The 23,308-nt window shown below is 70.3% G+C and carries 22 protein-coding genes; 18 read left to right on the top strand and 4 right to left on the bottom strand.

What is annotated here, in order from left to right; genetic code table 11:
- The first annotated feature begins 31 nt into the window (after positions 1 to 31).
- The 6 genes from BLU79_RS29025 (at position 32) to BLU79_RS29000 (ending at position 6,351) form a co-directional block, all read left to right on the top strand.
- The gene (locus BLU79_RS29025) at positions 32 to 355 is read left to right on the top strand and encodes an integration host factor (RefSeq protein WP_026246651.1); all 324 of its coding nucleotides are present in this window, start codon (positions 32 to 34) and stop codon (positions 353 to 355) included.
- A 59-nt stretch (positions 356 to 414) separates the two neighbouring features.
- Positions 415 to 972 (top strand): guanylate kinase, encoded by a 558-nt coding sequence (gene gmk / locus BLU79_RS29020; protein ID WP_093908895.1) that lies wholly within the window; start codon positions 415 to 417, stop codon positions 970 to 972.
- 84 nt (positions 973 to 1,056) lie between these two features.
- Positions 1,057 to 1,329 carry a DNA-directed RNA polymerase subunit omega gene (gene rpoZ / locus BLU79_RS29015; protein WP_003988945.1) on the top strand — a complete coding sequence of 91 codons (273 nt, stop codon included), beginning with the start codon at positions 1,057 to 1,059 and terminating at the stop codon, positions 1,327 to 1,329.
- Between the two features lie 88 nt (positions 1,330 to 1,417).
- Positions 1,418 to 2,620 (top strand): bifunctional phosphopantothenoylcysteine decarboxylase/phosphopantothenate--cysteine ligase CoaBC, encoded by a 1,203-nt coding sequence (coaBC, locus tag BLU79_RS29010; protein ID WP_093908894.1) that lies wholly within the window; start codon positions 1,418 to 1,420, stop codon positions 2,618 to 2,620.
- 228 nt (positions 2,621 to 2,848) lie between these two features.
- The gene (gene metK, locus BLU79_RS29005) at positions 2,849 to 4,057 is read left to right on the top strand and encodes a methionine adenosyltransferase (protein WP_093908893.1); all 1,209 of its coding nucleotides are present in this window, start codon (positions 2,849 to 2,851) and stop codon (positions 4,055 to 4,057) included.
- A 116-nt stretch (positions 4,058 to 4,173) separates the two neighbouring features.
- The gene (locus BLU79_RS29000) at positions 4,174 to 6,351 is read left to right on the top strand and encodes a primosomal protein N' (RefSeq protein WP_093908892.1); all 2,178 of its coding nucleotides are present in this window, start codon (positions 4,174 to 4,176) and stop codon (positions 6,349 to 6,351) included.
- A gap of 86 nt (positions 6,352 to 6,437) precedes the next feature.
- On the opposite strand, the gene BLU79_RS28995 is transcribed toward BLU79_RS29000, so the two are convergent.
- Entirely contained in the window at positions 6,438 to 6,980 is a 543-nt protein-coding gene (locus tag BLU79_RS28995; RefSeq protein ID WP_093908891.1) for a hypothetical protein, read from the bottom strand.
- Positions 6,981 to 7,410: 430 nt separating this feature from the next.
- Between BLU79_RS28995 and fmt the strand changes: the two genes are divergently transcribed.
- Together fmt and BLU79_RS28985 are read left to right on the top strand one after the other, a co-directional pair.
- Positions 7,411 to 8,343, top strand: coding sequence for a methionyl-tRNA formyltransferase (gene fmt / locus BLU79_RS28990; protein WP_093908890.1), 933 nt, complete (start codon positions 7,411 to 7,413; stop codon positions 8,341 to 8,343).
- 153 nt (positions 8,344 to 8,496) lie between these two features.
- Positions 8,497 to 9,915: an RsmB/NOP family class I SAM-dependent RNA methyltransferase gene (locus BLU79_RS28985; protein ID WP_093908889.1), complete on the top strand. Its 1,419-nt coding sequence runs from the start codon at positions 8,497 to 8,499 to the stop codon at positions 9,913 to 9,915.
- A 185-nt stretch (positions 9,916 to 10,100) separates the two neighbouring features.
- On the opposite strand, the gene BLU79_RS28980 is transcribed toward BLU79_RS28985, so the two are convergent.
- Positions 10,101 to 12,212 (bottom strand): MMPL family transporter, encoded by a 2,112-nt coding sequence (locus BLU79_RS28980; protein ID WP_093908888.1) that lies wholly within the window; start codon positions 12,210 to 12,212, stop codon positions 10,101 to 10,103.
- A 122-nt stretch (positions 12,213 to 12,334) separates the two neighbouring features.
- Between BLU79_RS28980 and rpe the strand changes: the two genes are divergently transcribed.
- From rpe to BLU79_RS28945, 7 genes are all read left to right on the top strand, one after another.
- A complete protein-coding gene (gene rpe / locus BLU79_RS28975; RefSeq protein ID WP_093908887.1) occupies positions 12,335 to 13,021 on the top strand; it encodes a ribulose-phosphate 3-epimerase in 687 nt (228 codons plus the stop codon).
- A gap of 78 nt (positions 13,022 to 13,099) precedes the next feature.
- Complete coding sequence (locus tag BLU79_RS28970) at positions 13,100 to 14,143, top strand: sugar-binding transcriptional regulator (RefSeq protein WP_093908886.1); 1,044 nt, start codon at positions 13,100 to 13,102, stop codon at positions 14,141 to 14,143.
- A gap of 26 nt (positions 14,144 to 14,169) precedes the next feature.
- Entirely contained in the window at positions 14,170 to 14,475 is a 306-nt protein-coding gene (locus BLU79_RS28965) for a barstar family protein (RefSeq protein ID WP_093908885.1), read from the top strand.
- 220 nt (positions 14,476 to 14,695) lie between these two features.
- A complete protein-coding gene (locus BLU79_RS28960) occupies positions 14,696 to 16,138 on the top strand; it encodes a GuaB1 family IMP dehydrogenase-related protein (protein ID WP_218137798.1) in 1,443 nt (480 codons plus the stop codon).
- 93 nt (positions 16,139 to 16,231) lie between these two features.
- Complete coding sequence (locus tag BLU79_RS28955) at positions 16,232 to 16,726, top strand: GNAT family N-acetyltransferase (protein ID WP_093908883.1); 495 nt, start codon at positions 16,232 to 16,234, stop codon at positions 16,724 to 16,726.
- A 232-nt stretch (positions 16,727 to 16,958) separates the two neighbouring features.
- Positions 16,959 to 18,449 (top strand): amino acid permease, encoded by a 1,491-nt coding sequence (locus BLU79_RS28950; protein WP_093908882.1) that lies wholly within the window; start codon positions 16,959 to 16,961, stop codon positions 18,447 to 18,449.
- Between the two features lie 10 nt (positions 18,450 to 18,459).
- On the top strand, positions 18,460 to 18,912 hold the full coding sequence (locus tag BLU79_RS28945; protein ID WP_062713983.1) for an Lrp/AsnC family transcriptional regulator: 453 nt from the start codon (positions 18,460 to 18,462) through the stop codon (positions 18,910 to 18,912).
- A gap of 74 nt (positions 18,913 to 18,986) precedes the next feature.
- Here BLU79_RS28945 and BLU79_RS28940 read toward each other — a convergent pair whose 3' ends face one another.
- Positions 18,987 to 19,349: a hypothetical protein gene (locus tag BLU79_RS28940; RefSeq protein WP_093909085.1), complete on the bottom strand. Its 363-nt coding sequence runs from the start codon at positions 19,347 to 19,349 to the stop codon at positions 18,987 to 18,989.
- A gap of 80 nt (positions 19,350 to 19,429) precedes the next feature.
- On the bottom strand, positions 19,430 to 20,170 hold the full coding sequence (locus BLU79_RS28935; RefSeq protein ID WP_093908881.1) for a GntR family transcriptional regulator: 741 nt from the start codon (positions 20,168 to 20,170) through the stop codon (positions 19,430 to 19,432).
- A 232-nt stretch (positions 20,171 to 20,402) separates the two neighbouring features.
- On the opposite strand from BLU79_RS28935, the gene BLU79_RS28930 reads away from it, so the two are divergent.
- Genes BLU79_RS28930 through BLU79_RS28920 form a run of 3 tightly spaced genes read left to right on the top strand, consistent with a single transcriptional unit; the run spans position 20,403 to position 23,307 of the window.
- On the top strand, positions 20,403 to 21,548 hold the full coding sequence (locus tag BLU79_RS28930; RefSeq protein WP_177001230.1) for an ABC transporter substrate-binding protein: 1,146 nt from the start codon (positions 20,403 to 20,405) through the stop codon (positions 21,546 to 21,548).
- On the top strand, positions 21,545 to 22,477 hold the full coding sequence (locus BLU79_RS28925) for an ABC transporter permease (protein WP_093908879.1): 933 nt from the start codon (positions 21,545 to 21,547) through the stop codon (positions 22,475 to 22,477). Before BLU79_RS28930 ends, BLU79_RS28925 begins: the two co-directional genes overlap by 4 nt.
- Positions 22,465 to 23,307: an ABC transporter permease gene (locus BLU79_RS28920; protein WP_093908878.1), complete on the top strand. Its 843-nt coding sequence runs from the start codon at positions 22,465 to 22,467 to the stop codon at positions 23,305 to 23,307. The genes BLU79_RS28925 and BLU79_RS28920 overlap by 13 nt, the downstream gene beginning before the upstream one ends.
- Position 23,308 lies beyond the last annotated feature (1 nt).

The following is a 23,308-nucleotide window of genomic DNA, read 5'->3' as shown; positions in this document are numbered from 1 at the left end:
CCGACAGTTCGACATCCGAGGTGACGTAGGCGTGGCTCTTCCGCCCCTTACCCCTGAACAGCGCGCAGCCGCGCTCGAAAAGGCCGCCGCGGCTCGCCGGGAGCGGGCCGAGGTCAAGAATCGACTCAAGCACTCCGGCGCCTCCCTGCACGAGGTCATCAAGCAGGGCCAGGAGAACGACGTCATCGGCAAGATGAAGGTCTCCGCGCTGCTTGAGTCCCTGCCGGGCGTGGGCAAGGTCCGCGCCAAGCAGATCATGGAGCGACTCGGCATCTCCGAGAGCCGCCGCGTGCGCGGCCTCGGCTCGAATCAGATCGCTTCCCTGGAGCGTGAGTTCGGCAGCACCGGCGCCTGAGTCCGGAAGCTCCGGACCGGGAGTCCCGGGCACTCCGGGATTGCTGGAATAATCGCTGCATGAGTGAACGTCCGCGGCTGACCGTGCTCTCCGGCCCCTCCGGGGTCGGCAAGAGCACGGTCGTCGCCCATATGCGCAAGGAACACCCCGAGGTCTGGCTCTCGGTGTCGGCGACGACCCGCAAGCCCCGCCCCGGCGAGAAGCACGGAGTCCACTACTTCTTCGTCACCGACGAGGAGATGGACAAGCTGATCGCCAACGGCGAGCTGTTGGAGTGGGCCGAGTTCGCCGGCAACCGCTACGGCACCCCGCGTGCGGCCGTGCTGGAGCGGCTGGAGGCGGGTGAGGCCGTCCTTCTGGAGATCGACCTCCAGGGCGCGCGGCAGGTCCGCGAGTCCATGGCGGATGCTCAGCTGGTGTTCCTGGCCCCTCCCTCCTGGGAGGAGCTCGTGCGCAGACTCACCGGACGTGGCACCGAGCCGCCCGAGGTGATCGAGCGGCGTCTGGACGCGGCGAAGGTCGAGCTGGCGGCAGAGCCGGAGTTCGACGTGACCTTGGTCAACACCTCCGTCGAGGACGTGGCGCGCGAGCTGCTAGCCTTGATGGACGTTGTGTGATCGTGGCTGATCGTTGAGGTTTGGTCATTTCGTTCAAGCCTGATCATTCACACTGATTCTTTCCCATCCATCGGAAGGTAGAGCGTGTCCTCTTCCATCTCCGCGCCCGAGGGCATCATCAACCCGCCGATCGACGAGCTCCTCGAGGCCACCGACTCGAAGTACAGCCTCGTGATCTACGCGGCCAAGCGGGCCCGCCAGATCAACGCGTACTACTCGCAGCTCGGCGAGGGCCTCCTCGAGTACGTCGGTCCGCTCGTCGACACCCACGTCCACGAGAAGCCGCTCTCGATCGCCCTGCGCGAGATCAACGCGGGTCTGCTGACGTCCGAGGCCGTCGAGGGCCCCGCGCAGTAGCTGTTCGTTTTCGCATGACAGGCCCGGCGGCGCGACCGCCGGGCCTGTGGTGTGTCATGGAGACTAGGTTCGACGAAGAGGAGACCCGGTGGACAAGCCGAAGGTCGTTCTGGGCGTCAGCGGCGGAATCGCCGCGTACAAGGCCTGTGAGCTGCTGCGCAGACTGACGGAGTCCGGCCATGACGTCCGGGTCGTGCCCACCGACTCCGCGCTGCACTTCGTCGGCGCCGCCACCTGGTCCGCCCTGTCCGGCAACCCCGTCTCGACGGAGGTCTGGGACGACGTCCACGAGGTCCCGCACGTCCGTATCGGCCAGCAGGCCGACCTGGTGGTCGTCGCCCCGGCCACGGCCGACATGCTCGCCAAGGCCGCGCACGGCCTCGCCGACGACCTGCTGACCAACACCCTGCTCACCGCACGCTGTCCGGTGGTCTTCGCCCCGGCCATGCACACCGAGATGTGGGAGCACCCCGCCACCCAGGAGAACGTGGCGACGCTGCGTCGGCGTGGCGCGGTCGTCATCGAGCCCGCCGTCGGCCGCCTCACCGGCGTCGACACGGGCAAGGGCCGGCTGCCCGAGCCGGCCGAGATCTTCGAGGTCTGTCGCCGGGTCCTGGCCCGGGGCGTCACCGAGCCGGACCTCAAGGGGCGGCATGTCGTCGTGAGTGCCGGGGGCACACGCGAACCCCTCGACCCGGTCCGCTTCCTCGGCAACCGCTCCTCCGGCAAGCAGGGCTACGCCCTGGCCCGCACCGCCGCCGCCCGGGGCGCCCGGGTCACGCTGATCGCAGCCAACACCGGGCTGCCCGACCCGGCGGGCGTGGACGTGGTGCAGGTCGGCACGGCCGTGCAGCTGCGGGAGGCTGTCCTCAAGGCGGCCCCGGAGGCCGACGCGGTGGTCATGGCGGCGGCGGTCGCGGACTTCCGCCCGGCGACGTACGCGGCCGGAAAGATCAAGAAAAGGGACGGGCAGGAGCCGGAGCCCATAGTCCTGGTGCGGAATCCGGACATCCTTGCGGAGATCTCGACCGACCGGGTCCGCCCCGGCCAGGTGATCGTCGGCTTCGCCGCCGAGACGGACGATGTCCTGGCCAACGGGCGCAAGAAGCTGGAACGCAAGGGGTGCGACCTGCTCGTGGTGAACGAGGTGGGTGAGCGCAAGACGTTCGGCTCGGAGGAGAACGAGGCGGTCGTTCTGGGTGCCGACGGCAGCGAGACCCCCGTACCGCACGGGCCCAAGGAAGCCTTGGCCGAAACCGTGTGGGACCTGGTGACGCGGCGACTGGGGTGAATGTTTGATGCGCTGCGGGCCGCCCCCGATTCGGGTGTGGCGGCCCTGGCCAAGGGCGCGTGGCATTGGGCAGAATGCCCGTGCCGCAGGTCACAGCGCTCCCGAGAGGCGAGACAGGGGGTCCGTGGCCGAGCGCGACAGATAAACTGTCCTCGGACGACGCCGGGCGCAGCCCCCGTCCCGTCCGCCAATGATCAGCCAGCAGCCGCTGCAACCCCAGGGAGCGTTGTGTCCCGTCGCCTGTTCACCTCGGAGTCCGTGACCGAAGGTCACCCCGACAAGATCGCTGACCAGATCAGTGACACCATTCTCGACGCGCTACTGCGCGAGGACCCGACCTCTCGGGTCGCCGTTGAAACCCTGATCACGACCGGCCTCGTGCATGTGGCCGGTGAGGTCACGACCAAGACGTACGCGGACATCGCGACGCTGGTCCGCAACACGATCCTCGAGATCGGCTACGACTCCTCGAAGAAGGGCTTCGACGGCGCCTCCTGCGGCGTCTCCGTCTCGATCGGCTCGCAGTCGCCGGACATCGCGCAGGGTGTCGACACGGCGTACGAGTCCCGCGTCGAGGGCGACGAGGACGAGCTGGACCGCCAGGGCGCCGGTGACCAGGGCCTGATGTTCGGCTACGCGACGGACGAGACGCCGACGCTGATGCCGCTGCCGATCTTCCTGGCGCACCGTCTGTCGAAGCGCCTCTCCGAGGTCCGCAAGAACGGCACCATCCCTTACCTCCGCCCGGACGGCAAGACCCAGGTCACCATCGAGTACGACGGCGACAAGGCGGTCCGTCTGGACACGGTGGTCGTCTCCTCGCAGCACGCGAGCGACATCGACCTGGACTCGCTCCTGGCGCCCGACATCCGGGAGTTCGTGGTCGAGCCGGAGCTGAAGGCCCTGCTGGACGAGGGCATCAAGCTGGACACCGACGGCTACCGCCTGCTGGTGAACCCGACCGGGCGGTTCGAGATCGGTGGCCCGATGGGTGACGCCGGCCTGACCGGCCGGAAGATCATCATCGACACGTACGGCGGCATGGCCCGGCACGGCGGTGGCGCGTTCTCCGGCAAGGACCCGTCCAAGGTGGACCGTTCCGCGGCGTACGCGATGCGCTGGGTCGCCAAGAACGTCGTCGCGGCGGGTCTGGCCTCGCGCTGCGAGGTCCAGGTCGCCTACGCGATCGGCAAGGCCGAGCCGGTCGGGCTCTTCGTCGAGACCTTCGGCACGGCCAAGGTCGACACCGAGAAGATCGAGAAGGCCATCGACGAGGTCTTCGACCTCCGCCCGGCCGCGATCATCCGCGACCTGGACCTGCTCCGCCCGATCTACGCCCAGACCGCTGCCTACGGTCACTTCGGCCGTGAGCTGCCGGAGTTCACGTGGGAGCGCACGGACCGGGTCGAGGCGCTGCGGAAGGCGTCGGGGCTGTAAGGCCTGATTCCACTGGTGTGCACGAGGCCCGGCGTCCCTTGGGGCGCCGGGCCTCGGTGTGCGTCGGGGAACTCGGGCGCCGTCGGTTGTCAGTGGCGTTTGGTAAGAATGCAAGCGTGAGCAGCGAGAACGGGCAGACGGGCGGTGGGGCCGAGGGGGCGCCGCCCGAGCAGCTTGCGCTCATTCGGGAGAGCGTGCGCAGGGCCAACGTCCCCAAGGCCAAGCCGCGGACCTGGCGGGGCGCCGCGCTGGCCAAGGAACTGCCCGTGGCGCGGGTGCTGGTCGACAAGGGTGTGCTGCACCTCGATCGGTACTTCGACTATGCCGTTCCCGAGGAGTTGGACGCCGACGCACAGCCGGGCGTGCGGGTGCGGGTGCGGTTCGGGGCCGGGCGGCATCGGGTGCGGGAGGGGCGACGCGAGGGTGGGGGGCTCATTGACGGGTTCCTTGTCGAGCGGGTCGCGGAGTCCGACTACTCCGGGCCCCTGGCGGCTCTCGCACAGGTCGTTTCCCCCGAGCGGGTGTTGAGCGAGGAGTTGTTGGGGCTCGCTCGGGCCGTTGCCGATCGGTATGCCGGAGGGCTTGCCGATGTGCTGCAGCTGGCCGTGCCGCCGCGCAGCGCCAGGGCCGAACAGCGGCCTTCGCCGGAGCCGCTTCCGGCGCCCGGTGCGCCGGAGGTGGGGTCATGGGGGCGCTACGAGCGAGGGGCTGCCTTTCTGGAGTCGCTGGCTTCCGGCGGCACGCCGCGTGCCGTATGGAATGCGTTGCCCGGGCCCGAGTGGAGCGAGGAGTTGGCTCGGGCGGTTGTCGCGACGCTGGCCTCCGGGCGCGGGGCGCTCGTCGTGCTGCCCGACGGCAGAGCTGTCGCGCGGGTTGACGCCGCGCTGACCTCGCTGATGGGGGAAGGGCGGCATGCGGTGCTGACCGCGGACGCCGGGCCCGAGAAGCGGTATCGGGAGTGGCTCGCGGTGCGGCGGGGGAGTGTGCGGGCGGTGGTGGGGACTCGTGCCGCCATGTTCGCGCCCGTGCAGGACCTCGGGCTGGTCGCCCTCTGGGACGACGGCGACGACAGCCACAGTGAGCAGCATGCTCCGCAGCCTCATGCGCGGGAAGTGCTGTTGCTTCGGGCCGCGCAGGACAAGTGCGGCTTTCTGCTGGGGAGTTGGAGCTGCACCGTCGAGGCCGCCCAGCTCGTGGAGAGCGGTTGGGCCCGGCCGTTGGTCGCCGGGCGGGAACAGGTGCGGGGCGCGGCTCCGCTCGTACGGACCGTGGGGGACGGGGATCTCGCACGGGACGAGGCCGCTCGAGCCGCCCGGTTGCCGACTCTCGCCTGGCAGGTGGTGCGCGAGGGGCTGCGGCAGGGGCCGGTGCTCGTGCAGGTGCCCCGGCGTGGGTATGTGCCGCGGATGGCCTGCGCCAACTGCCGGGCGCCGGCGCGGTGCCGGCACTGCTCCGGGCCCCTGGAGGCGCAGGGCTCCGGGGCCGATCTGCGGTGCGGGTGGTGCGGGCGCGACGAGGGCTCCTGGCACTGTCCGGAGTGCGGTGGGTTCCGGCTGCGGGCTCAGGTGGTGGGAGCCCGGCGGACCGCCGAGGAGCTGGGGCGGGCCTTTCCCGCGGTTCCGGTGCGGACGTCCGGGCGTGAGCACGTGCTGGACACCGTGCCGGGCACTCCCTCGCTGGTCGTGAGTACCCCAGGGGCCGAGCCCGTGGCCGAGGGAGGGTATGCGGCGGCCCTGCTGCTGGACGGCTGGGCCATACTCGGGCGGCCCGATCTGCGGGCGGGGGAGGACGCGTTGCGGCGGTGGATCGGGGCCGCGTCGCTGGTACGGCCGCAGCGGGTCGGGGGGACGGTGGTGGTCGTCGCCGAGCCCACCCTGCGGCCCGTGCAGGCGCTGGTGCGATGGGACCCGGTCGGGCATGCGGTACGGGAGCTGGCCGAGCGGGCCGAGCTGGGGTTTCCACCGGTGTCCCGGATGGCTGCCGTGGCCGGGCCGGCGGAGACCATCGCCGAGTTCCTCGGTGCGGTCGAACTGCCGCCCGAGGCCGAGGTGTTGGGTCCTGTTCCGTTGCCCATGACGCCGGTGGGGCGGCCGAGGCGCGTGGGTGGGCCGCCGCCCGGGGAGCACTGGGAGCGGGCACTGATCCGGGTGCCACCGGGGCGGGGTGCCGCGTTGGCGTCCGCGTTGAAGGCCGCGCAGGCGGCACGGATGGCTCGGGGGAGTGGAGGCGGCAGCGGGGGTGGCGAGGGCGCGGTGCGGGTGTGGGTTCGGGTTGATCCGCCGGATATTGGGTGACGGTGGTGCCCTGGCGGGCGGTTGTTCGCGCACCGGCATGGCTCTGCCCTCCCGGGTGCGCTCCGGGAGGGCAGAGTTAGGGGGTGTCAGCCGTTGCGCGGGCCGGGGAAGGCCGTGGGCCTGGCCTCGTCGCGCAGCCCCGGGCTGCCTGCCGTCGGCTGCGTCGGCATGGAGCGGGCCGCGGGGACCGTCGGCACGCTGGGGATGGCGGTGGTGACGTTGACCGTACGGCTTCCCGCGGGTTCGGTCGTACGCTCGGCCTCGGCTGCCGCCTGGGTGGCGGCACGGCGAGCGCCGTAGCGGCGGTGTACCGCCTGTTTGGTGACGCCGAGGGCGGAACCCACCGCGTCCCAGGAGAAGCCGAGTGAGCGGTCGAAGTCCACGGCTGCCGTGACCAGGGTCTCGACACTGTCCCGCAGCTCCTGGGCGAGACGGACCGTCGGGGCGGGGGCGCGTCCGTAGACGACGAAGCCCGTGGCGGGACCGGAGCGGCGCGGGCGGTAGACGTTGCCCAGTTGCGCGGTGAGCGTGCGCAGTGCGTCCACCTGCCGGCGGACCCGCTCGATGTCCCGCACCAGCAAGTGCAGGCTGGCCCGAGCCTGGGCGTCGTGGGTTGCGTGGTCGGCCATGAACAAGCCTCTCGAACCGGCGTTGAAGGAGTGGGCCGCGGATACGGATGCGGCGGGTGCGGCCCGTTGTGGTCAACTCTTTCTTGACCAACGCGGGAGCGCTCCGCGGGTCACGGTGTGGGGGCGTGTGGGCATATGCCTACGCCCCTGCGCGGGGGGTGTGCGCCTCGGCCTTCGGCCTTGGATGTTTGCCCGCCGGCGCACCACCCGTTTCCAGTCGGCCAAGAGGCTGGACCCTCCTGTGGGGGTTGCTGCCGCCGGCGGCTTTCGGCTTGTGGGCCGGGAACGTAACTGGGTGTGGGCAGGGCTTGGTCGCTGTGGACAAGCGGGGGCGGTCGTTCCTGGGCCGCCGACGTGAGACCCCGTGGTGCGCACCCATAGACTTGTGTGTTGCCCAAGCCCATCCCGCCCGAGAGGCCCGTGCCCACCCATGAAGCTTGTCTTCGCCGGTACCCCCGAGGTCGCCGTTCCCGCTCTGGACGCTCTGATCGCCTCCGGGCGGCACGAGGTGGCCGCTGTCGTCACGCGGCCCGACGCGCCGGCCGGGCGTGGGCGCAGGCTGGTGGCCAGCCCGGTGGCCGAGCGGGCCGAGGAGGCCGGCATCGAGGTGCTCAAGCCGGCCAAGCCGCGGGACCCGGAGTTCCTGGAGCGGCTCAGGGAGATCGCCCCCGACTGCTGTCCCGTCGTCGCCTACGGCGCCCTGCTGCCGCGCGTCGCCCTCGACATCCCGGCCCACGGCTGGGTCAACCTGCACTTCTCGCTGTTGCCCGCCTGGCGTGGGGCCGCGCCCGTGCAGCACGCCATCATGGCCGGTGACGAGATCACCGGGGCCTCCACCTTCCTCATCGAGGAGGGGCTCGACTCCGGGCCCGTCTACGGCACCGTCACCGAGGAGGTCCGGGCCACCGACACCAGCGGCGACCTGCTGACCCGGCTCGCCTTCGCGGGCGCGGGGTTGCTCGCCGCGACCATGGACGGGATCGCCGACGGCACGCTGAAGGCCGTACCGCAGCCGTCCGAAGGGATCACCCTCGCTCCCAAGGTCAACGTCGAGGACGCCCACATCGACTGGAGCGCGCCTTCCCTGCGCGTCGACCGTGTCGTGCGCGGGTGCACCCCCGCGCCGGGGGCCTGGACCGTCTTCCGCGGTGAGCGGCTCAAGCTGATCCATCTGCAGCCGGTGCCCGGGCGGGACGATCTCGCGCCCGGTGCGCTCTCCGTCGGGAAGAACAACGTGTACGTCGGCACCGGGTCGTACGCCGTCGAGTTGCTGTGGGTGCAGGCTCAGGGGAAGAAGCCGATGCGGGCGGCGGACTGGGCCCGGGGTGTCAGGATCGGGGACGGGGAGATTCTCGGGGTTTGAGAGGGAGAGCCTCGGGGTTTGACGGAGAGAGCCCCGGGGTTTGACGGGGAGAATCTCGGTGCCGGGTGATCGCCCGCCCTTCCTGCGCACCGGGTGCCTGGTGCGACGTACGCTGTGTGCATATCTCAATCCAGCAATCCGGAGCACCTTTTCGTGAGCGACACCTCCCCTCGGTCCAGCAGACCTGGCAAGCCCTATCGACGGCCGAAGAAGGACCCCGTCCGGATGCTCGCCTTCGAGGCGTTGCGTGCCGTGGACGAGCGGGACGCGTATGCCAACCTCGTCCTGCCGCCACTGCTCAGGAAGGCGCGGGAGAAGGGCGACTTCGACGGGCGGGACGCCGCGCTCGCGACCGAGCTGGTGTACGGGACGCTGCGGCGGCAGGGGACGTATGACGCCGTCATCGCCTCCTGTGTGGACCGGCCGTTGCGTGAGGTCGATCCGCCGGTGCTCGATGTGCTCAGCCTCGGTGTGCATCAGCTGCTCGGGACGCGGATTCCCTCGCACGCCGCTGTGTCCGCGTCCGTGGAGCTCGCCCGGGTCGTGCTCGGGGACGGGCGGGCCAAGTTCGTCAACGCCGTGCTGCGGAAGGTCGCGCAGGACGATCTCGACGGGTGGGTCCAGAAGGTCGCGCCGCCGTACGACGAGGATCCCGAGGACCATCTCGCCGTGGTGCACTCGCATCCGCGGTGGGTCGTCTCAGCGCTGTGGGACTCGCTCGGTGGGGGGCGGGCCGGGATCGAGCGGTTGCTGGAGGCCGACAACGAGCGGCCCGAGGTGACGTTGGTCGCGCGGCCGGGGCGGGCCACTCCCGAGGAGTTGCTCGGGGAGGAGGCCGCGGTGCCGGGGCGGTGGTCGCCGTATGCCGTGCGGCTTGCCGAAGGTGGGGAGCCGGGGGCGATCGAGGCCGTGCGGGAAGGGCGCGCGGGGGTGCAGGACGAGGGGAGTCAGCTGGTTGCCCTCGCTCTTGCCCATGCTCCGCTGGACGGGCCCGATGAGCGGTGGCTCGACGGGTGTGCCGGGCCCGGGGGCAAGGCCGCGTTGCTCGGGGCGTTGGCCGCTGAGCGGGGGGCCGTGTTGGTCGCCTCCGAGAAGCAACCGCATCGGGCCGGGCTGGTGGCCAAGGCGTTGGCGGGGAATCCGGGGCCGTATCAGGTCATCGCCGCCGATGGGACGCGGCCGGCGTGGCGGTCCGGGAGCTTTGACCGGGTGCTGATGGATGTTCCGTGTACCGGGTTGGGGGCGTTGCGGCGGCGGCCCGAGGCGCGGTGGCGGCGGCGGCCGGAGGATCTTGAGGGGTTTGCGACGTTGCAGCGGGAGTTGTTGCGGGCGGCGCTTGACTCTGTGCGGGTGGGTGGGGTGGTGGGGTACGCCACCTGTTCGCCGCATCTTGCTGAGACGCGGGTGGTTGTTGAGGACGTGTTGAAGCGTCGGGGTGGTGGGGAGCTCATCGATGCTCGGGGGTTGTTCCCTGGGGTGCCGGAGTTGGGGGAGGGGCCTGATGTGCAGTTGTGGCCTCATCTGCATGGGACGGATGCGATGTATTTGGCGTTGATTCGGCGGGTGGGCTGAGCGGGGGTGTTGGTGCGGGGTCGGGTGTTTCTCGCCCCCGCCGCCCCTACCCGTCCCCTCCCCAGGGGCTCCGCCCCTTCGACCCCGCACGGGCTGCCGCCCCAGACCCCGCTCCGGCCCTGAAGGGGCCTTGTCCTCAAACGCCGGACGGGCTGAGATTGCGGCCGGCGTCTGTGGGTGGGTCCTCAAACGCCGGACGGGCTGGAAGTCCCCCGCGCCAGTCTGTGTGGCCACCACACCCTCGGGCCCACGTCCAGGAACAGTGCCGTCACCAGGACCGAGCGGACGATGAAGGTGTCCAGGAGTACGCCCAGGGCTACCGCGAAGCCGATTTCGGCGAAGGCGACCATCGGGAGGGTGCCGAGGGCGGCGAAGGTGCCGGCCAGGACCAGGCCTGCCGAGGTGATGACCGCGCCGGTGGCGGCGAGACCGGTGACCACGCCGGGGCGGGTGCCCTGGTGGGTGGCCTCCTCGCGGATGCGGGTCGTGAGGAAGATGTTGTAGTCGATGCCGAGTGCCACCAGGAAGACGAAGACGAACAGCGGGAAGTCGGTCGACTCGCCCGCGTAGTCGAAGAGGTGGCGGAAGGCCAGCGCGCTGATGCCCAGGGCGGCGGTGAAGGACAGGATCACCGTGCCGACCAGCAGGAGTGGGGCGATCAGGGCGCGGAGCAGGGCGCAGAGGATCAGCAGGACGACCAGCAGGACCAGCGGGATGATCAGGATGTTGTCGTGCGTGGTCGCCCTGTCCATGTCCAGCAGGGCTGCCGTACCGCCGCCCACCCGCGCGTCGGCGTCCGGCACCGCGTGCACCGCGTCGCGTACCCGTTCGACCGTCTGTTTCGCCGCCTCGCTGTCCGCGGGAGCGGTCATCGTGGCCTCGAAGAGCACCTTGCCGTCGTAGGAGGGTTTTGTGCCTGGGGGGAGGCCGAGTGACTCGGGGACCACGCCGCGTGTCCCGGCCACCGTGCGGCCCACCTGTTCCGCCTGTGCCTGGTTGCTGACGATGACCAGCGGGTCGCCGCTGCCGGCCGGGAAGTAGCGCTCGGAGATCTCCTGGCCGGTGATCGAGTCCGGCTTGTCGGTGAACGCGTCGGCGTTGCTCAGGCCGTTGGCGCGCAGTTGGACCAGGCCGAGGGAGCAGACCGCGAGGGCGATGGCGGTGACGGCCCAGACCATGCGCGGGCGGTGGGAGATACGGCGGCCCATCCGGGCCCAGACGCCTCGCTTGTCCGGGTTCTCCGTGCCCAGGTGCGGGATCACCGGCCAGAAGATCCAGCGGCCGACGATGACGAGGAGGGCGGGGAAGAGCGTGAGCATCGCGATCAGGCCCACCGCCACGCCGATCGCGGCAACCGGGCCCAGGCCGCTCGTCGAGTTCATCTCCGCCGCCAGCAGCACCAGCATGCTGAGGACGACGGTCGCGCCGGAGGCGATCACCGCCGGGCCCGCGCGGTGCAGGGCCAGGGCCATCGCCTCGTGGCGGTCCTCGTGTCGGCGTAGCTCCTCCCGGTAGCGGGCGACCAGCAGCAGTGCGTAGTCCGTGCCCGCGCCGAAGACCAGGACCGTGAGGATGCCGGCGCTCTGGCCGTTCACCGTCAGGCCCGCGTGTTCCGCCAGGAGATAGATGAAGGCCTGCGCGGTGAACAGGGCGGCGATCACGGAGAGGAGGGGGATCAGTAGAAGGGTCGGGCTGCGGTAGGTCAGCAGGAGCATCACGACGACCACAGCCATCGCCGACAGCAGGAGGGTGGAGTCGATGCCCTCGAAGGCCTCGGCGAAGTCCGCGGAGGTGCCGCCGGGGCCCGTGATGTGCACGGTGAGCCCCGCGCCGCCCTCGCCGACCACATCCCGGACGGAGTCGACCGCGGGCCCGATACGTTCCCAGCCCTGCTCGTCCATGGTGATCGGGACCTGGATCTGGGCCGCGCGCGGGTCCGCCTCGCGGTCGAAGACCGGGCCCCGTGTCTCGGCGCCCCGGATGCCGTGGTCGGTCAGCTGCTTGAGCCGGTCCACGTCCTCGGTGATCGCCACCCGGTCCTGTGCCGTCAGGCCGCCGTCACGGGAGTAGACGACGACCGCGGGGATCTGCTCCGGCCTGAAGTTCTCGGAAATCTGCAGGACTTGGGTGGATTCGGCGGAGCCGGGCAGCCACGAGGCCGCGTCGTTGTCCTGGGCGTCGGTGAGCTTCTGGGCGAACGGTGCGGTCAGGAACAGCACCACCAGCCACAGGACGAGCACCACCCACTTGGCGCGTCGCCCGCAGACAAGGTGCGCTATGCCTCGGTTCCCCGTCATGGCCACCCCCGTAGCCGGTTGGCCGCCAAGGATGGCACGCGCGGCGCGGACACAACATCCGATGAACGTCTCAGGTCTGTACCGGCGCGAACATTCGTGCCCGGACGTGGCAGTCTTGGGTCATGGCCGCGCAGATCAACCCCAGCATCCTGTCCGCCGACTTCGCCCGCCTCGCGGACGAGGCCAGGGCGGTCGCGGGAGCCGACTGGCTCCACGTCGACGTCATGGACAACCATTTCGTCCCGAACCTCACGCTCGGCGTGCCGGTCGTAGAGTCCCTGGCCCGTGCGACGGACACCCCGCTGGACTGCCATCTGATGATCGAGGCCCCCGATCGATGGGCGCCCCAGTACGTGGAAGCGGGGGCCTCCTCGGTCACCTTCCATGTCGAGGCCGCGGCGGCACCCGTGCGGCTGGCCAGGGAGATCCGGGCCAAGGGTGCCCGTGCCTCCATGGCGCTCAAGCCCGCGACGCCCATCGAGCCGTACGAGGATCTGCTGCCCGAGCTGGACATGCTGCTGATCATGACGGTCGAGCCGGGCTTCGGAGGTCAGGCGTTTCTCGACATCATGCTTCCGAAGATCCGCCGCACCCGCGAGTTGATCAGCAAGCACGGTCTTGAGTTGTGGCTCCAGGTCGATGGCGGTGTGGCCGCCTCGACCATCGAGAGGTGTGCCGAGGCCGGTGCCGATGTCTTCGTCGCCGGTTCGGCGGTGTACGGGGCCGAGGACCCGGCCGAAGCGGTCCGTGCGTTGCGTGCTCAGGCGGAAGCGGCCACCAAGACCGCAGCCTGGGCGTGCGACCACTGAGCCAAGGGAACGTGAACGGCGCCCATCAGGGCAAATCAAGAGCGCCGGATCTGCAAGGATGAACGGCGAATCCAGAGTGTGAACAGCAGTGAGGAGATCGCCGTGTCGGGTATGTCGGCGGGCCGGTCAGCCATGCGGATGGGACCCGCTGAGCTGGTGCAGGCGGCGGCCATGGCCCGCCGCTTCTACCTCGAGGGCAAGTCCAAGATCCAGATCGCGGAGGAGTTCGGCGTCAGCCGCTTCAAGGTGGCCCGGGTTCTGGAGACCGCTCTCGAACGGGATCTGGTGCGCATCGAGATCCGTGTGCCGGCCGAGCTGGACGCGGAGCGCTCGGACGCGCTGCGCGCCCGGTACGGCCTCAGGCACGCCGTCGTGGTCGAGTCCCCGGCCGAGGCCGAGGAGACGCCCGACCCCGAGAACCTGGGAGAGGTGGCCGCCGATCTGCTCGGCGAGCTGGTGAACGAAGGGGATGTACTGGGACTGGCGTGGGGCCGGTCCACCATCCACATGGCAGCCGCCCTCGACCGGCTGCCGCCGTGCACCGTGGTGCAGCTGACGGGCGTCTACGACGCCGGGACCGCCGAGCGCGGTTCGGTGGAGGCCGTACGGCGGGCCGCGCAGGTCTCCGGCGGCGACGCCCACCCCATCTACGCGCCGATGCTGCTGCCGGACGCGGCCACCGCGGCGGCGCTGCGCCACCAGACCGGGATCGCCCGGGCCTTCGAGTACTTCGACAAGGTCACGGTCGCCTGTGTCTCCATCGGCTCCTGGGAACCCGGTATCTCGACGGTGCACGACATGCTCAGCGACGAGGAGCGGGCGCATTACGCCTCCCTCGGCGTCGCCGCCGAGATGTCCGCGCACCTCTTCGACGGGGAGGGGCGCCGGGTCGGGCGGGATCTCGGCGAGCGGTGCATCACCGTCAAGGCCGACCAGCTCCGCCGTATCCCCGAGGTCGTCGCCATCGCGGGCGGAGCGCGCAAGGCGGCCGCCATCGACGCGGTGCTGCGCTCGGGGCTCGTCACCAGTCTGGTGACGGACACCTCGGCGGCGGACGTGCTGATGACGGCGGGCACGACGCCGAAGCCGGCGCTCAACAGGGCCGATCCGGACGGAAACTGACGGGATGTCAGGAGAACGGGGCTGAGATGACGGAGTTCGTGGTCACGCTGGACCTCGACGGGGTCACCGACAAGGCGGGTCTGATGGACCGCTGCGCCGGTGCCCTGCGGCTGCCCGACTGGTTCGGCCGCAACTGGGACGCGCTGGCCGACTCCCTCTCCGACCACACGGTCTGGCCGGAGGGTGCCGTCGAGCGGGGGTTGCTGGTCGTCGTACGGAACTGGCAGCCGTACGCGAAGACCAAGCCCGAGGAGTGGGCGGTCGCGCAGGACGTGTTCGGCGACGCGGTCGCCCGCGCGTCCTCGCTCACCGTGGCGCTCGCCCTCGGGTGACGCCTGCCGCGGGTGCTGACGGTCGAGCTCCCTCTGCGGCGCGTGCCGCCTCTCGCATGTCTGACGGCGGTCTTGGAGGTTCCTCCCAAGGGACCTCTGACCTGCTTGGACGATGTGACCGTGCATCGCAATCCGGTCAGCATGGGACAATGAAGTACGTGCTCCTCCCCCTGGCTGACCTGTCCGGGGGCCACCTCTGATCGACTGGGATGTGCAGCACGTGCGTTTCCTCAATGACATCCAGCCCGCGTACGACCTGACGTACGACGACGTCTTCATGGTCCCGAGCCGCAGTGCGGTCGGCTCGCGGCAGGGCGTGGACCTCAGCTCCCCGGACGGCACGGGCACCACGATCCCGCTGGTCGTCGCCAACATGACCGCCATCGCCGGCCGCCGGATGGCCGAGACGATGGCCCGGCGCGGCGGCCTGGTGGTCATCCCGCAGGACATCCCGATCGACGTCATCACCGATGTCATCTCCTGGGTCAAGAGCCGCCACCATGTCCTCGACACCCCGATCGTGCTGGCCCCGCACCAGACCGTCGCCGACGCGCTGGCCCTGCTGCCCAAGCGCGCGCACAACGCCGGTGTCGTCGTCGACGAGGACCACAAGCCGATCGGCGTCGTCACCGACTCCGACCTCTCCGGCGTGGACCGCTTCACTCAGCTCGAAGTGGTCATGTCCCGCGACCTGCTGATCATCGACGCGGACCTCGACCCGCGCGAGGCCTTCAACACCCTCGACCACCACAACCGGCGCTACGCCCCGGCCGTGGACGCCGAGGGCCGCCTCGTCGGCATCCTCACCCGCAAGGGAGCCCTGCGCGCCACGCTGTACACGCCGGCCGTCGACGCGAACGGCAAGCTGCGCATAGCGGCCGCCGTCGGCATCAACGGCGACGTGGCGGGCAAGGCCAAGCAGTTGCTCGACGCGGGCGTCGACACGCTGGTCATCGACACGGCGCACGGCCACCAGGAGTCGATGATCGCCGCGATCCGGACGGTGCGGGCGCTCGACCCGCAGGTGCCGATCGTGGCCGGCAACATCGTCGCCGCGGAGGGTGTGCGGGATCTGATCGAGGCCGGTGCGGACATCATCAAGGTCGGTGTCGGGCCCGGCGCCATGTGCACGACCCGCATGATGACCGGCGTCGGCCGGCCGCAGTTCTCGGCGGTGCTGGAGTGCGCGGCCGAGGCGAAGAAGTACGGCAAGCACGTGTGGGCCGACGGCGGCGTCCGGCACCCGCGCGATGTCGCCATGGCGCTGGCCGCCGGTGCGTCCAACGTGATGGTCGGGTCCTGGTTCGCGGGCACGTACGAGTCCCCGGGCGACCTTCAGCAGGACGCCAACGGCCGCCTCTACAAGGAGTCCTTCGGCATGGCGTCCGCGCGTGCCGTGCTCAACCGCACGTCGGAGGAGTCGGCGTACGACCGTGCCCGCAAGGCGCTGTTCGAGGAGGGCATCTCCACCTCGCGCATGTTCCTCGACCCGACCCGCCCGGGCGTGGAGGACCTGATCGACTCGATCATCGCGGGCGTGCGGTCGTCCTGCACCTACGCCGGTGCAGGCTCCCTTGAGGAGTTCGCCGAGAAGGCGGTCGTCGGCATCCAGAGCGCGGCCGGCTACGCGGAGGGCAAGCCGCTGCACGCCAGCTGGAGCTGACGGCTCGTCAATGCCTTTGTGTACGGCCCCCGTTGTCCCGTCCATCGGGAAAATCGGGGGCCGTTCCGCATGCCTGGGCCCTACCGTCGGCGTATGGAGATCGCCGTCTGCAGGGCCGAGGACATCCAGGTGCTGGACCGCTTCATGCCGTCGCGCAGCGTCGACGGCAACCATGCCGCCCGCTTCGCACGGCAGGAGGCGGGGGACAGCACCTATCTGATCCCGTGGCTGAACGGCAGGCCCGTGGGCCACGCGGAGGTGCGCTGGACCGGGTGCGCGGCGCCCGAGGTGCGGGCCGCACAGCCGGGCTGCCCCGAGATCAACGGCCTCCTCGTCCGGCCCGAATCGCTCCGCTCCCAAGGCGTCGGCACCGCCCTGCTGCACACCGCCGAGCGACTGGCCCAAGAGCGCGGAGTCGGCGTCATGGGTCTGGGTGTCGGCGACGACAACCCGCGCGCGGCGGCCCTGTACGCACGGCTCGGCTATCAGCCCAGGGTGGCCTACGTCGATCGCTGGGCGCACCTCGACGCCGACGGCGTACGGCATGAGCAGGCCGATCCCTGCATGTTCCTGGTCAAGGCCCTCTGAAGGGCCCTCGCGCAACGGTCGAAAGCCGCCGCGCAACGAACACCCACCCAACCCCCAGGAACGCAATGATCTTGCGGGTATGCGCAAGGTTGCTGCATTTCACCCGCAACGCCACTCCTCGTAGGCTGTCGCCTCGAACGTGGCGTGGCAGGGACCCCGCTCGGTGGGTCCCTGTTCCCAGGGGTGCCGCTGGTCCCTGCCGCCCTGAACGGCAGCGATAAGGAGCCAGCGCGTGCTCGACCAAGGCGCACCACCACAGAACCAGAGCCGGACCGCCGCCCCCGCGTCCCCGGGCGTCGGCGCGCGCCTGATGCGTCGCAAGCCCGTGGAACACCTGGTCGCGGAGGGTGGCCAGGGCGAGGGAGGGTCCCTGCGGCGCTCCCTGGGCATGTGGCAGCTCACCATGATCAGCATCGGTGCCACCCTCGGCACCGGCATCTTCGTCGTCCTCGGCGACGCCGTCCCGGAGGCCGGCCCCGCGGTCACCCTGGCGTTCGTGATCGCCGGACTCACGGCGCTGTTCTCGGCCCTCTCCTACGCCGAGCTGGCGGGCAGCATCCCCGTCGCGGGCTCCTCCTACTCGTATGCGTACGCAACGATGGGCGAGCTGGTCGCCTGGGTCTGCGGCTGGTGTCTGGTGCTGGAGTACGGCGTCTCGGTGGCCGCCGTCGCCGTCGGCTGGGGCGAGTACCTCAACGAGCTGCTCGACGGGACCATAGGCGTCACCATCCCGTCCGTGCTGTCCTCCGCCCCCGGCGAGGGCGGGATCATCAACCTGCCGGCGCTGATCGTCGTCCTGCTGGCGATGGTGTTCCTGCTGGGCGGCGTGCGTGAGTCCGCGCGCGCCAACACGATCATGGTCGCCGTCAAGATCGCCGCGCTGGTGCTGTTCTGCGCGGTCGGCTTCATGGGCTTCAAGTCCGGCAACTACGAGGACTTCATGCCGCTCGGCATGGCCGGCGTGAGCGCCGCGGGTGCCACGCTCTTCTTCTCGTACATCGGCTTCGACGCCGCCTCCACCGCCGGTGAGGAGGCGAAGGACCCCAAGCGGGACCTGCCGCGGGCGATCATGCTCTCGCTGATCATCGTGACCGTGCTGTACGTGCTCGTCGCGGGCGTCGCCGTCGGCGCCTGGAACTGGACCAAGTTCGAGGGCTCCGAGGCCTCCCTCGCCGCGATCATGAACGATGTCAGTGGCCAGAGCTTCTGGGGCACCCTGCTCGCCCTCGGCGCCGTCATCTCCATCGCGAGCGTCGTCCTCACCGTGCTCTACGGCCAGACCCGCATCCTCTTCGCGATGTCCCGCGACGGCCTGGTGCCCAAGGCGCTCGGCAAGGTCCACGCGAAGACCGGAGCGCCCCGGCTCAACACGGTCATCGTGTCCCTCTTCTGCGGTGCGCTGGCCGCGCTGATCCCGCTGGGCAAGCTGGTCGACGCCACCAGCATCGGCACGCTGTTCGCCTTCGGGCTGGTCAACATCGCGGTGATCATCCTGCGCTATCGGCGGCCGGAGCTCGAGCGCACGTTCAGGGTGCCGTTCGGGCCGGTGCTGCCGGTGCTGGGCTTCCTGTTCTGCGCGTACAACATGTTCAGCCTCGACACCGTCACCTGGGTGGTCTTCGGGTTCTGGATGGCCGCCGGTCTCGTGTTCTACTTCGTGTACGGCTATCGCCGTTCGCGCCTTGCCGCAGCAGGCGCATCAGTCGCATCAGAAGTGAAGTGAACCACCCGCAGTGCTGAACGATCTCGACGAACGCATCGTGCACGCCCTCGCCGAGGACGCCCGCCGCTCCTACGCGGACATCGGGCAACTGGTCGGCCTGTCCGCGCCCGCCGTGAAGCGGCGCGTGGACCGGCTGCGCGCCACCGGGGCCATCACCGGGTTCACCGTGCGGGTGGACCCGTCGGCGCTCGGCTGGGAGACCGAGGGGTTCGTCGAGATCTACTGCCGGCACAACACCTCGCCGGAGACGATTCGGCGGGGTCTTGAGCGGTACCAGGAGGTTGTGGCCGCGTCCACGGTGACCGGGGACGCGGACGCGGTGGTGCAGGTGTTCGCGTCTGACATGCGGCACTTCGAGCGGGTCCTTGAGCGGATTGCCGGGGAGCCGTTCGTGGAGCGGACCAAGTCTGTGCTGGTGCTGTCGCCGTTGTTGCGGCGGTTTTCTTCCGGGTCGCCCACGTAGTTTGTTGGCTGCGGGGCGGTGGGGGCTTGTCGCGCCCACGCGGCGGAGCCGCAGATTTATACAGCCCCGCGCCCCTACGGGGCGCTTCTACGCACCTTCTTCAGCATGTGCCGTATGGCCATCGCGTGCCCGCCCGTGCCTATGACCAGCCACCGATAGACGGCGCCTGCTCGGCCGGGGAACCTTGCCCTGCTCTCGGCGCGCAGGCGGGTGTGGCCCTGGCCGGTCTCCTCCAAGTGGAAGATCAGGGCGTACGTCGAGAACGGGTGACGGCCGACCAGGGCCAGCTCTTGGCCCGGGGTGGACACCGCCACCCGGAAACCGCGGGAGCCGCCCATCATGGTGCCCAGTTCGCGCCAGACGGCGTCTGTGCTCGCCTCGACGACCGCCGTGTGTTCGTCGACGAACGGCAGCGTGGGGATTTCGATGGCGTCCATGTGGGAAAGTCTTGCCCGCCGGCCCACACGGTGGCCTCCTCCGGCAGGCTGACCCGCATAGCCGCTCGGCGGAGGGCGCGTCAGTCGGCCGTCTTCCTCGCCAGGGCGTTGTTGTCGATCGAGTTGTGCACGCTGAAGCTCACCGCGTCCGAGCGGTAGCGGTCGTCCGACCACTCCACCGGGCGGCCCTCGCGGGTGGTCGTCACGCGCCGCACCCTCAGCAGCGGGCTCGTCCGGCGGATGCCCAACAGCTCGGCGTCCTGGGCGCCGGCCGCCACCGCGTCGATGACGTGCTCGCCGTAGGCGAAGACCAACCCCGTCTCCTCGTACAGGCGTTGAGTGACGGACGCGCACTCGGGCTCTATGGCCGCAACGGCGGGGGAGATCCAGTCGGCGTAGACCGTGCGCTCCAGCAGTACCGGCTCGCCGTCCAGGCCGCGGACCCGCAGGACGTGCAACACCGGGGTTCCGGCGCTCAGTTGGAGCCGTACCGCGTCCTCCTTCGTCGCCGGGTGGTACTCCTGCGCGACCACGTGCCCGGTCGCCTCCCGGCCCATCGCGTGCGCCCACTGGGCGAAGCTGCGCAGTTCGGCGAAGCTCTGGCTGCGGCGGCTGGCCAGCACCACGCGACGGGCGCCCTGGCGGGAGCCGATGAGGCCCTCGCCGGTCAGTGTGGCGACGGCCTGCCGGACCGTGCCGCGTGAGACGCCGTAGTGGGCCGCGAGTTCCGTCTCGGCGGGCAGCAGGCTGCCGACGGTGTACTCCTCGCGGTCGATCGCCCGGCGCAGCTCGTCGGCGATCTCCTCGTGTCGCGCCGTCATGCTTCCCCTCTGAGTCGGTTGCTGTGCACAGCGTGACCAGCCTAATCGAGATCGTCCGGTGATCCTTGTCGGTGGGGAGTGTGCACAAATTCAGGGCAGAGGCTTTCGCCAGTGTTTACGAACGTGTCACCATCGGCGGGCCTACTGGGGCCAACTTGTTCAGACAAGTTAGCGACCTTTCCTGGGCAAGATCCTCCTGCACCCTCGCGCGTCCCCTGGAGCAACCGTGTCCCTGCCGAGAACCGCCGTCCCGGTCGGCGCCCTCGCCGTCGTCGCCGCGCTCGCCCTGAGCGCCTGTGGCGCCGCCCCCGACAACGCGTCCACCACAGCCGACGGCAAGAACGTCGCCACCGCCACCTCCGCCGCCGACTTCGGCGGCATGGACGCGCTGGTGAAGGCGGCCAAGAAGGAGGGCAAGCTCAACGCGATCGCCCTGCCGCGTGACTGGGCGAACTACGGCGCCCTCATCGACGGGTTCCAGAAGAAATACGGCATCAAAGTCGAGGTCGACAATCCGGACGGGTCCAGCCAGGAGGAGATCAGCGCGGTCACCACGCTCAAGGGCCAGGACCGGGCGCCCGACGTGCTGGACCTGGGGCAGTCGTTCGCGCTGAGCGGGGCCCAGCAGGGCCTGTTCGCCTCCTACAAGGTGGCGTCGTTCGACGGCATTCCCGCAGGGCAGAAGGACGCTCAGGCCCGCTGGTACAACGACTACGGCGGCTACATCTCCATCGGCTGCGACGCGAAGCGCGTCAAGGAGTGCCCGACCACCTTCAAGGACCTGCTGAAGCCGCAGTACAAGGGCCAGGTCGCGCTCAACGGCAACCCCACCAAGTCGGGTTCGGCCTTCGCCGGCGTGTGGGCGGCGGCCCTGGCGAACGGCGGCTCGTTCGACGACCTGCAGCCCGGCATCGACTTCTTCGCCGAGCTGAAGAAGAACGGCAACTTCACGCCGGTCGAGTCGACCCCGGCCACCGTCGAGAAGGGCGAGACGCCCATCACCATCGACTGGGACTACCTGAACGCCGGCTACGCGCAGGAGTTCAAGTCCAAGGGCCTGGACTGGAAGGTCGCCGTCCCGACCGACGGCAAGTTCTCCCAGTACTACTCGCAGGCCATCAACAAGGACGCCCCGCACCCGGCGGCCGCCCGGCTCTGGCAGGAGTACCTCTACAGCACCGAGGGCCAGAACCTCTGGCTCAAGGGGTTCGCACGCCCGGCTCTCATGTCCTCGATGGAGAAGGCCGGCACGCTCGACAAGGCCGCCGCGGCCAAGCTGCCCGAGGTCTCGGGCACGGCGACCTTCCCGACCGAGGCCCAGCAGGGCAAGGCCAAGGAAGTCCTCGGCGCAGGCTGGGGCAAGGCCGTCTCCGGATGACGACCGAGACCGACGCGACCGTCGCCCCCGCTGCTTCGGCGGACACCGGCACCGACGCCGCCGCGCCCGCCGCCCCCTCCGGGCGGCGGCGCCGCGTCGGTGGCGGGCTCGCCGTCGTCCCGCTGCTCGCCTTCGTGGCGCTCGCCTTCGGGATCCCCGCCCTGGCCATGCTGAACGGCGCCTTCACCGTCAAGGACCCCGGCACGGGCGCCAGTTCGTACGGCGTGGCCAATGTGACCGCCTCGATGCAGGGGGCGTACCTCACCGCGCTGATCGGCAGCGTGAAGCTCTCCGCGTTCTCCGCGGCCATCGGCGTGGTGTGCGGGTTGCTGCTGGCGCAGGCCGTGGTGACCTCACGGTCCAGGGTGCTGCGTGAGGCCGTGCTCACCGCCTCCGGGGTCCTCGCCAACTTCGGTGGCGTCCCGCTGGCCTTCGCCTTCGTCGCCACGCTCGGCAACTCGGGCTTCCTCACCCGCCGCCTGGACCTGACGGACAAGGGGTGGAGCCTCTACGGCTTCTCCGGGCTGACGTTGGCCTATCTGTACTTCCTGATCCCGCTGATGGTCCTCACCATCACCCCGGCACTCGAAGGTCTGAGGGTCCAGTGGCGTGAGGCCGCCCGGAACAACGGCGCCACCAACACGCAGTACTGGCGGCATGTCGCGCTGCCGGTGCTCGCCCCGTCACTGCTCGGCGGCTTCGTGCTGCTCTTCGGCAGCGCCTTCGCCGCGTACGCCACCGCGGCCGCCATGGTCGGCAGCTCGATCCCGCTGGTCACCCTGCAGATCGCCGACGCCCTCGCCGGCAACGTCCTGGTCGGCCAGGAGAACGTCGCGCTGGCCCTGAGCCTGGACATGGTCCTCGTGGCGGGCCTCGTGATGGCCGTGTACCTGCCCCTGCAACGACGGAGTGCCCGATGGCTCGCCTGACCAGTCGCGGAATCGGGAAGGTCCGCCCCGGGCGCGCCGTCGTCCTGCTGTGCGCCGCGGTCTACTTCCTGTTGCCGCTCGCCGCCTCCGTGATCTTCACGGTCGACATACCGGGCGAGGGGGTGAACTTCGACGTCTACGGGCAGATCCTCGGCGCCGACGGCTTCGTCTCCAGCCTGCTGCTCTCGCTGGAACTGGCCGCCGCCACCATCGCGCTGGTCCTGCTGCTGATGGTGCCGGCGATGGTCGCCCTGCGGCTCGGTGCGCGGCGGCTGCGCCCGGTCGTGGAGATCGTCTGCGCGCTGCCGCTGGTCCTGCCGCCGATCGCGTTCGTCGCGGGCATCGCCACGGTGCTGAAGTGGGGGCCCGAGTACTTCTCCACGACCCCGTTGTTCCAGACCTTCGTGGCCGTCCAGAACCCCGACTTCCCCGTCGTGCTCGTCCTCGCCTACACGGTGATGGCGCTGCCGTTCGTGTACCGGGCGCTGGACGCGGGCCTGCGGTCGATCGACGTACCCACCCTCGTGGAGGCGGCCCGCAACTGCGGCGCCGGCTGGGCGCAGGCGCTGGTCCGGGCGGTGCTGCCCAACCTGCGCGGGGCCCTGCTGAACGCCTCGTTCCTCACGCTGGCGCTGGTGCTCGGGGAGTTCACGGTCGCCCAGATCCTGAAGTTCCGGCCCTTTGCGGTCTGGATCGTCGGCATCGGCGGCTCGCAGGCGCAGATGTCCGTGGCGGTGTCCGTCCTCAGCCTGTTCGTGACCTGGCTGCTGCTGCTCGCCATCGCCGCCGTCGGCGGACGTACCCCCTCCCCGACCACCACCGAGAAGTGAT

Origin of the sequence: Streptomyces sp. cf386 (assembly GCF_900103585.1) — a bacterium.
Taxonomy (GTDB): Bacteria; Actinomycetota; Actinomycetes; order Streptomycetales; family Streptomycetaceae; genus Streptomyces.
This window is presented reverse-complemented; position numbering and strand designations above follow the sequence as displayed.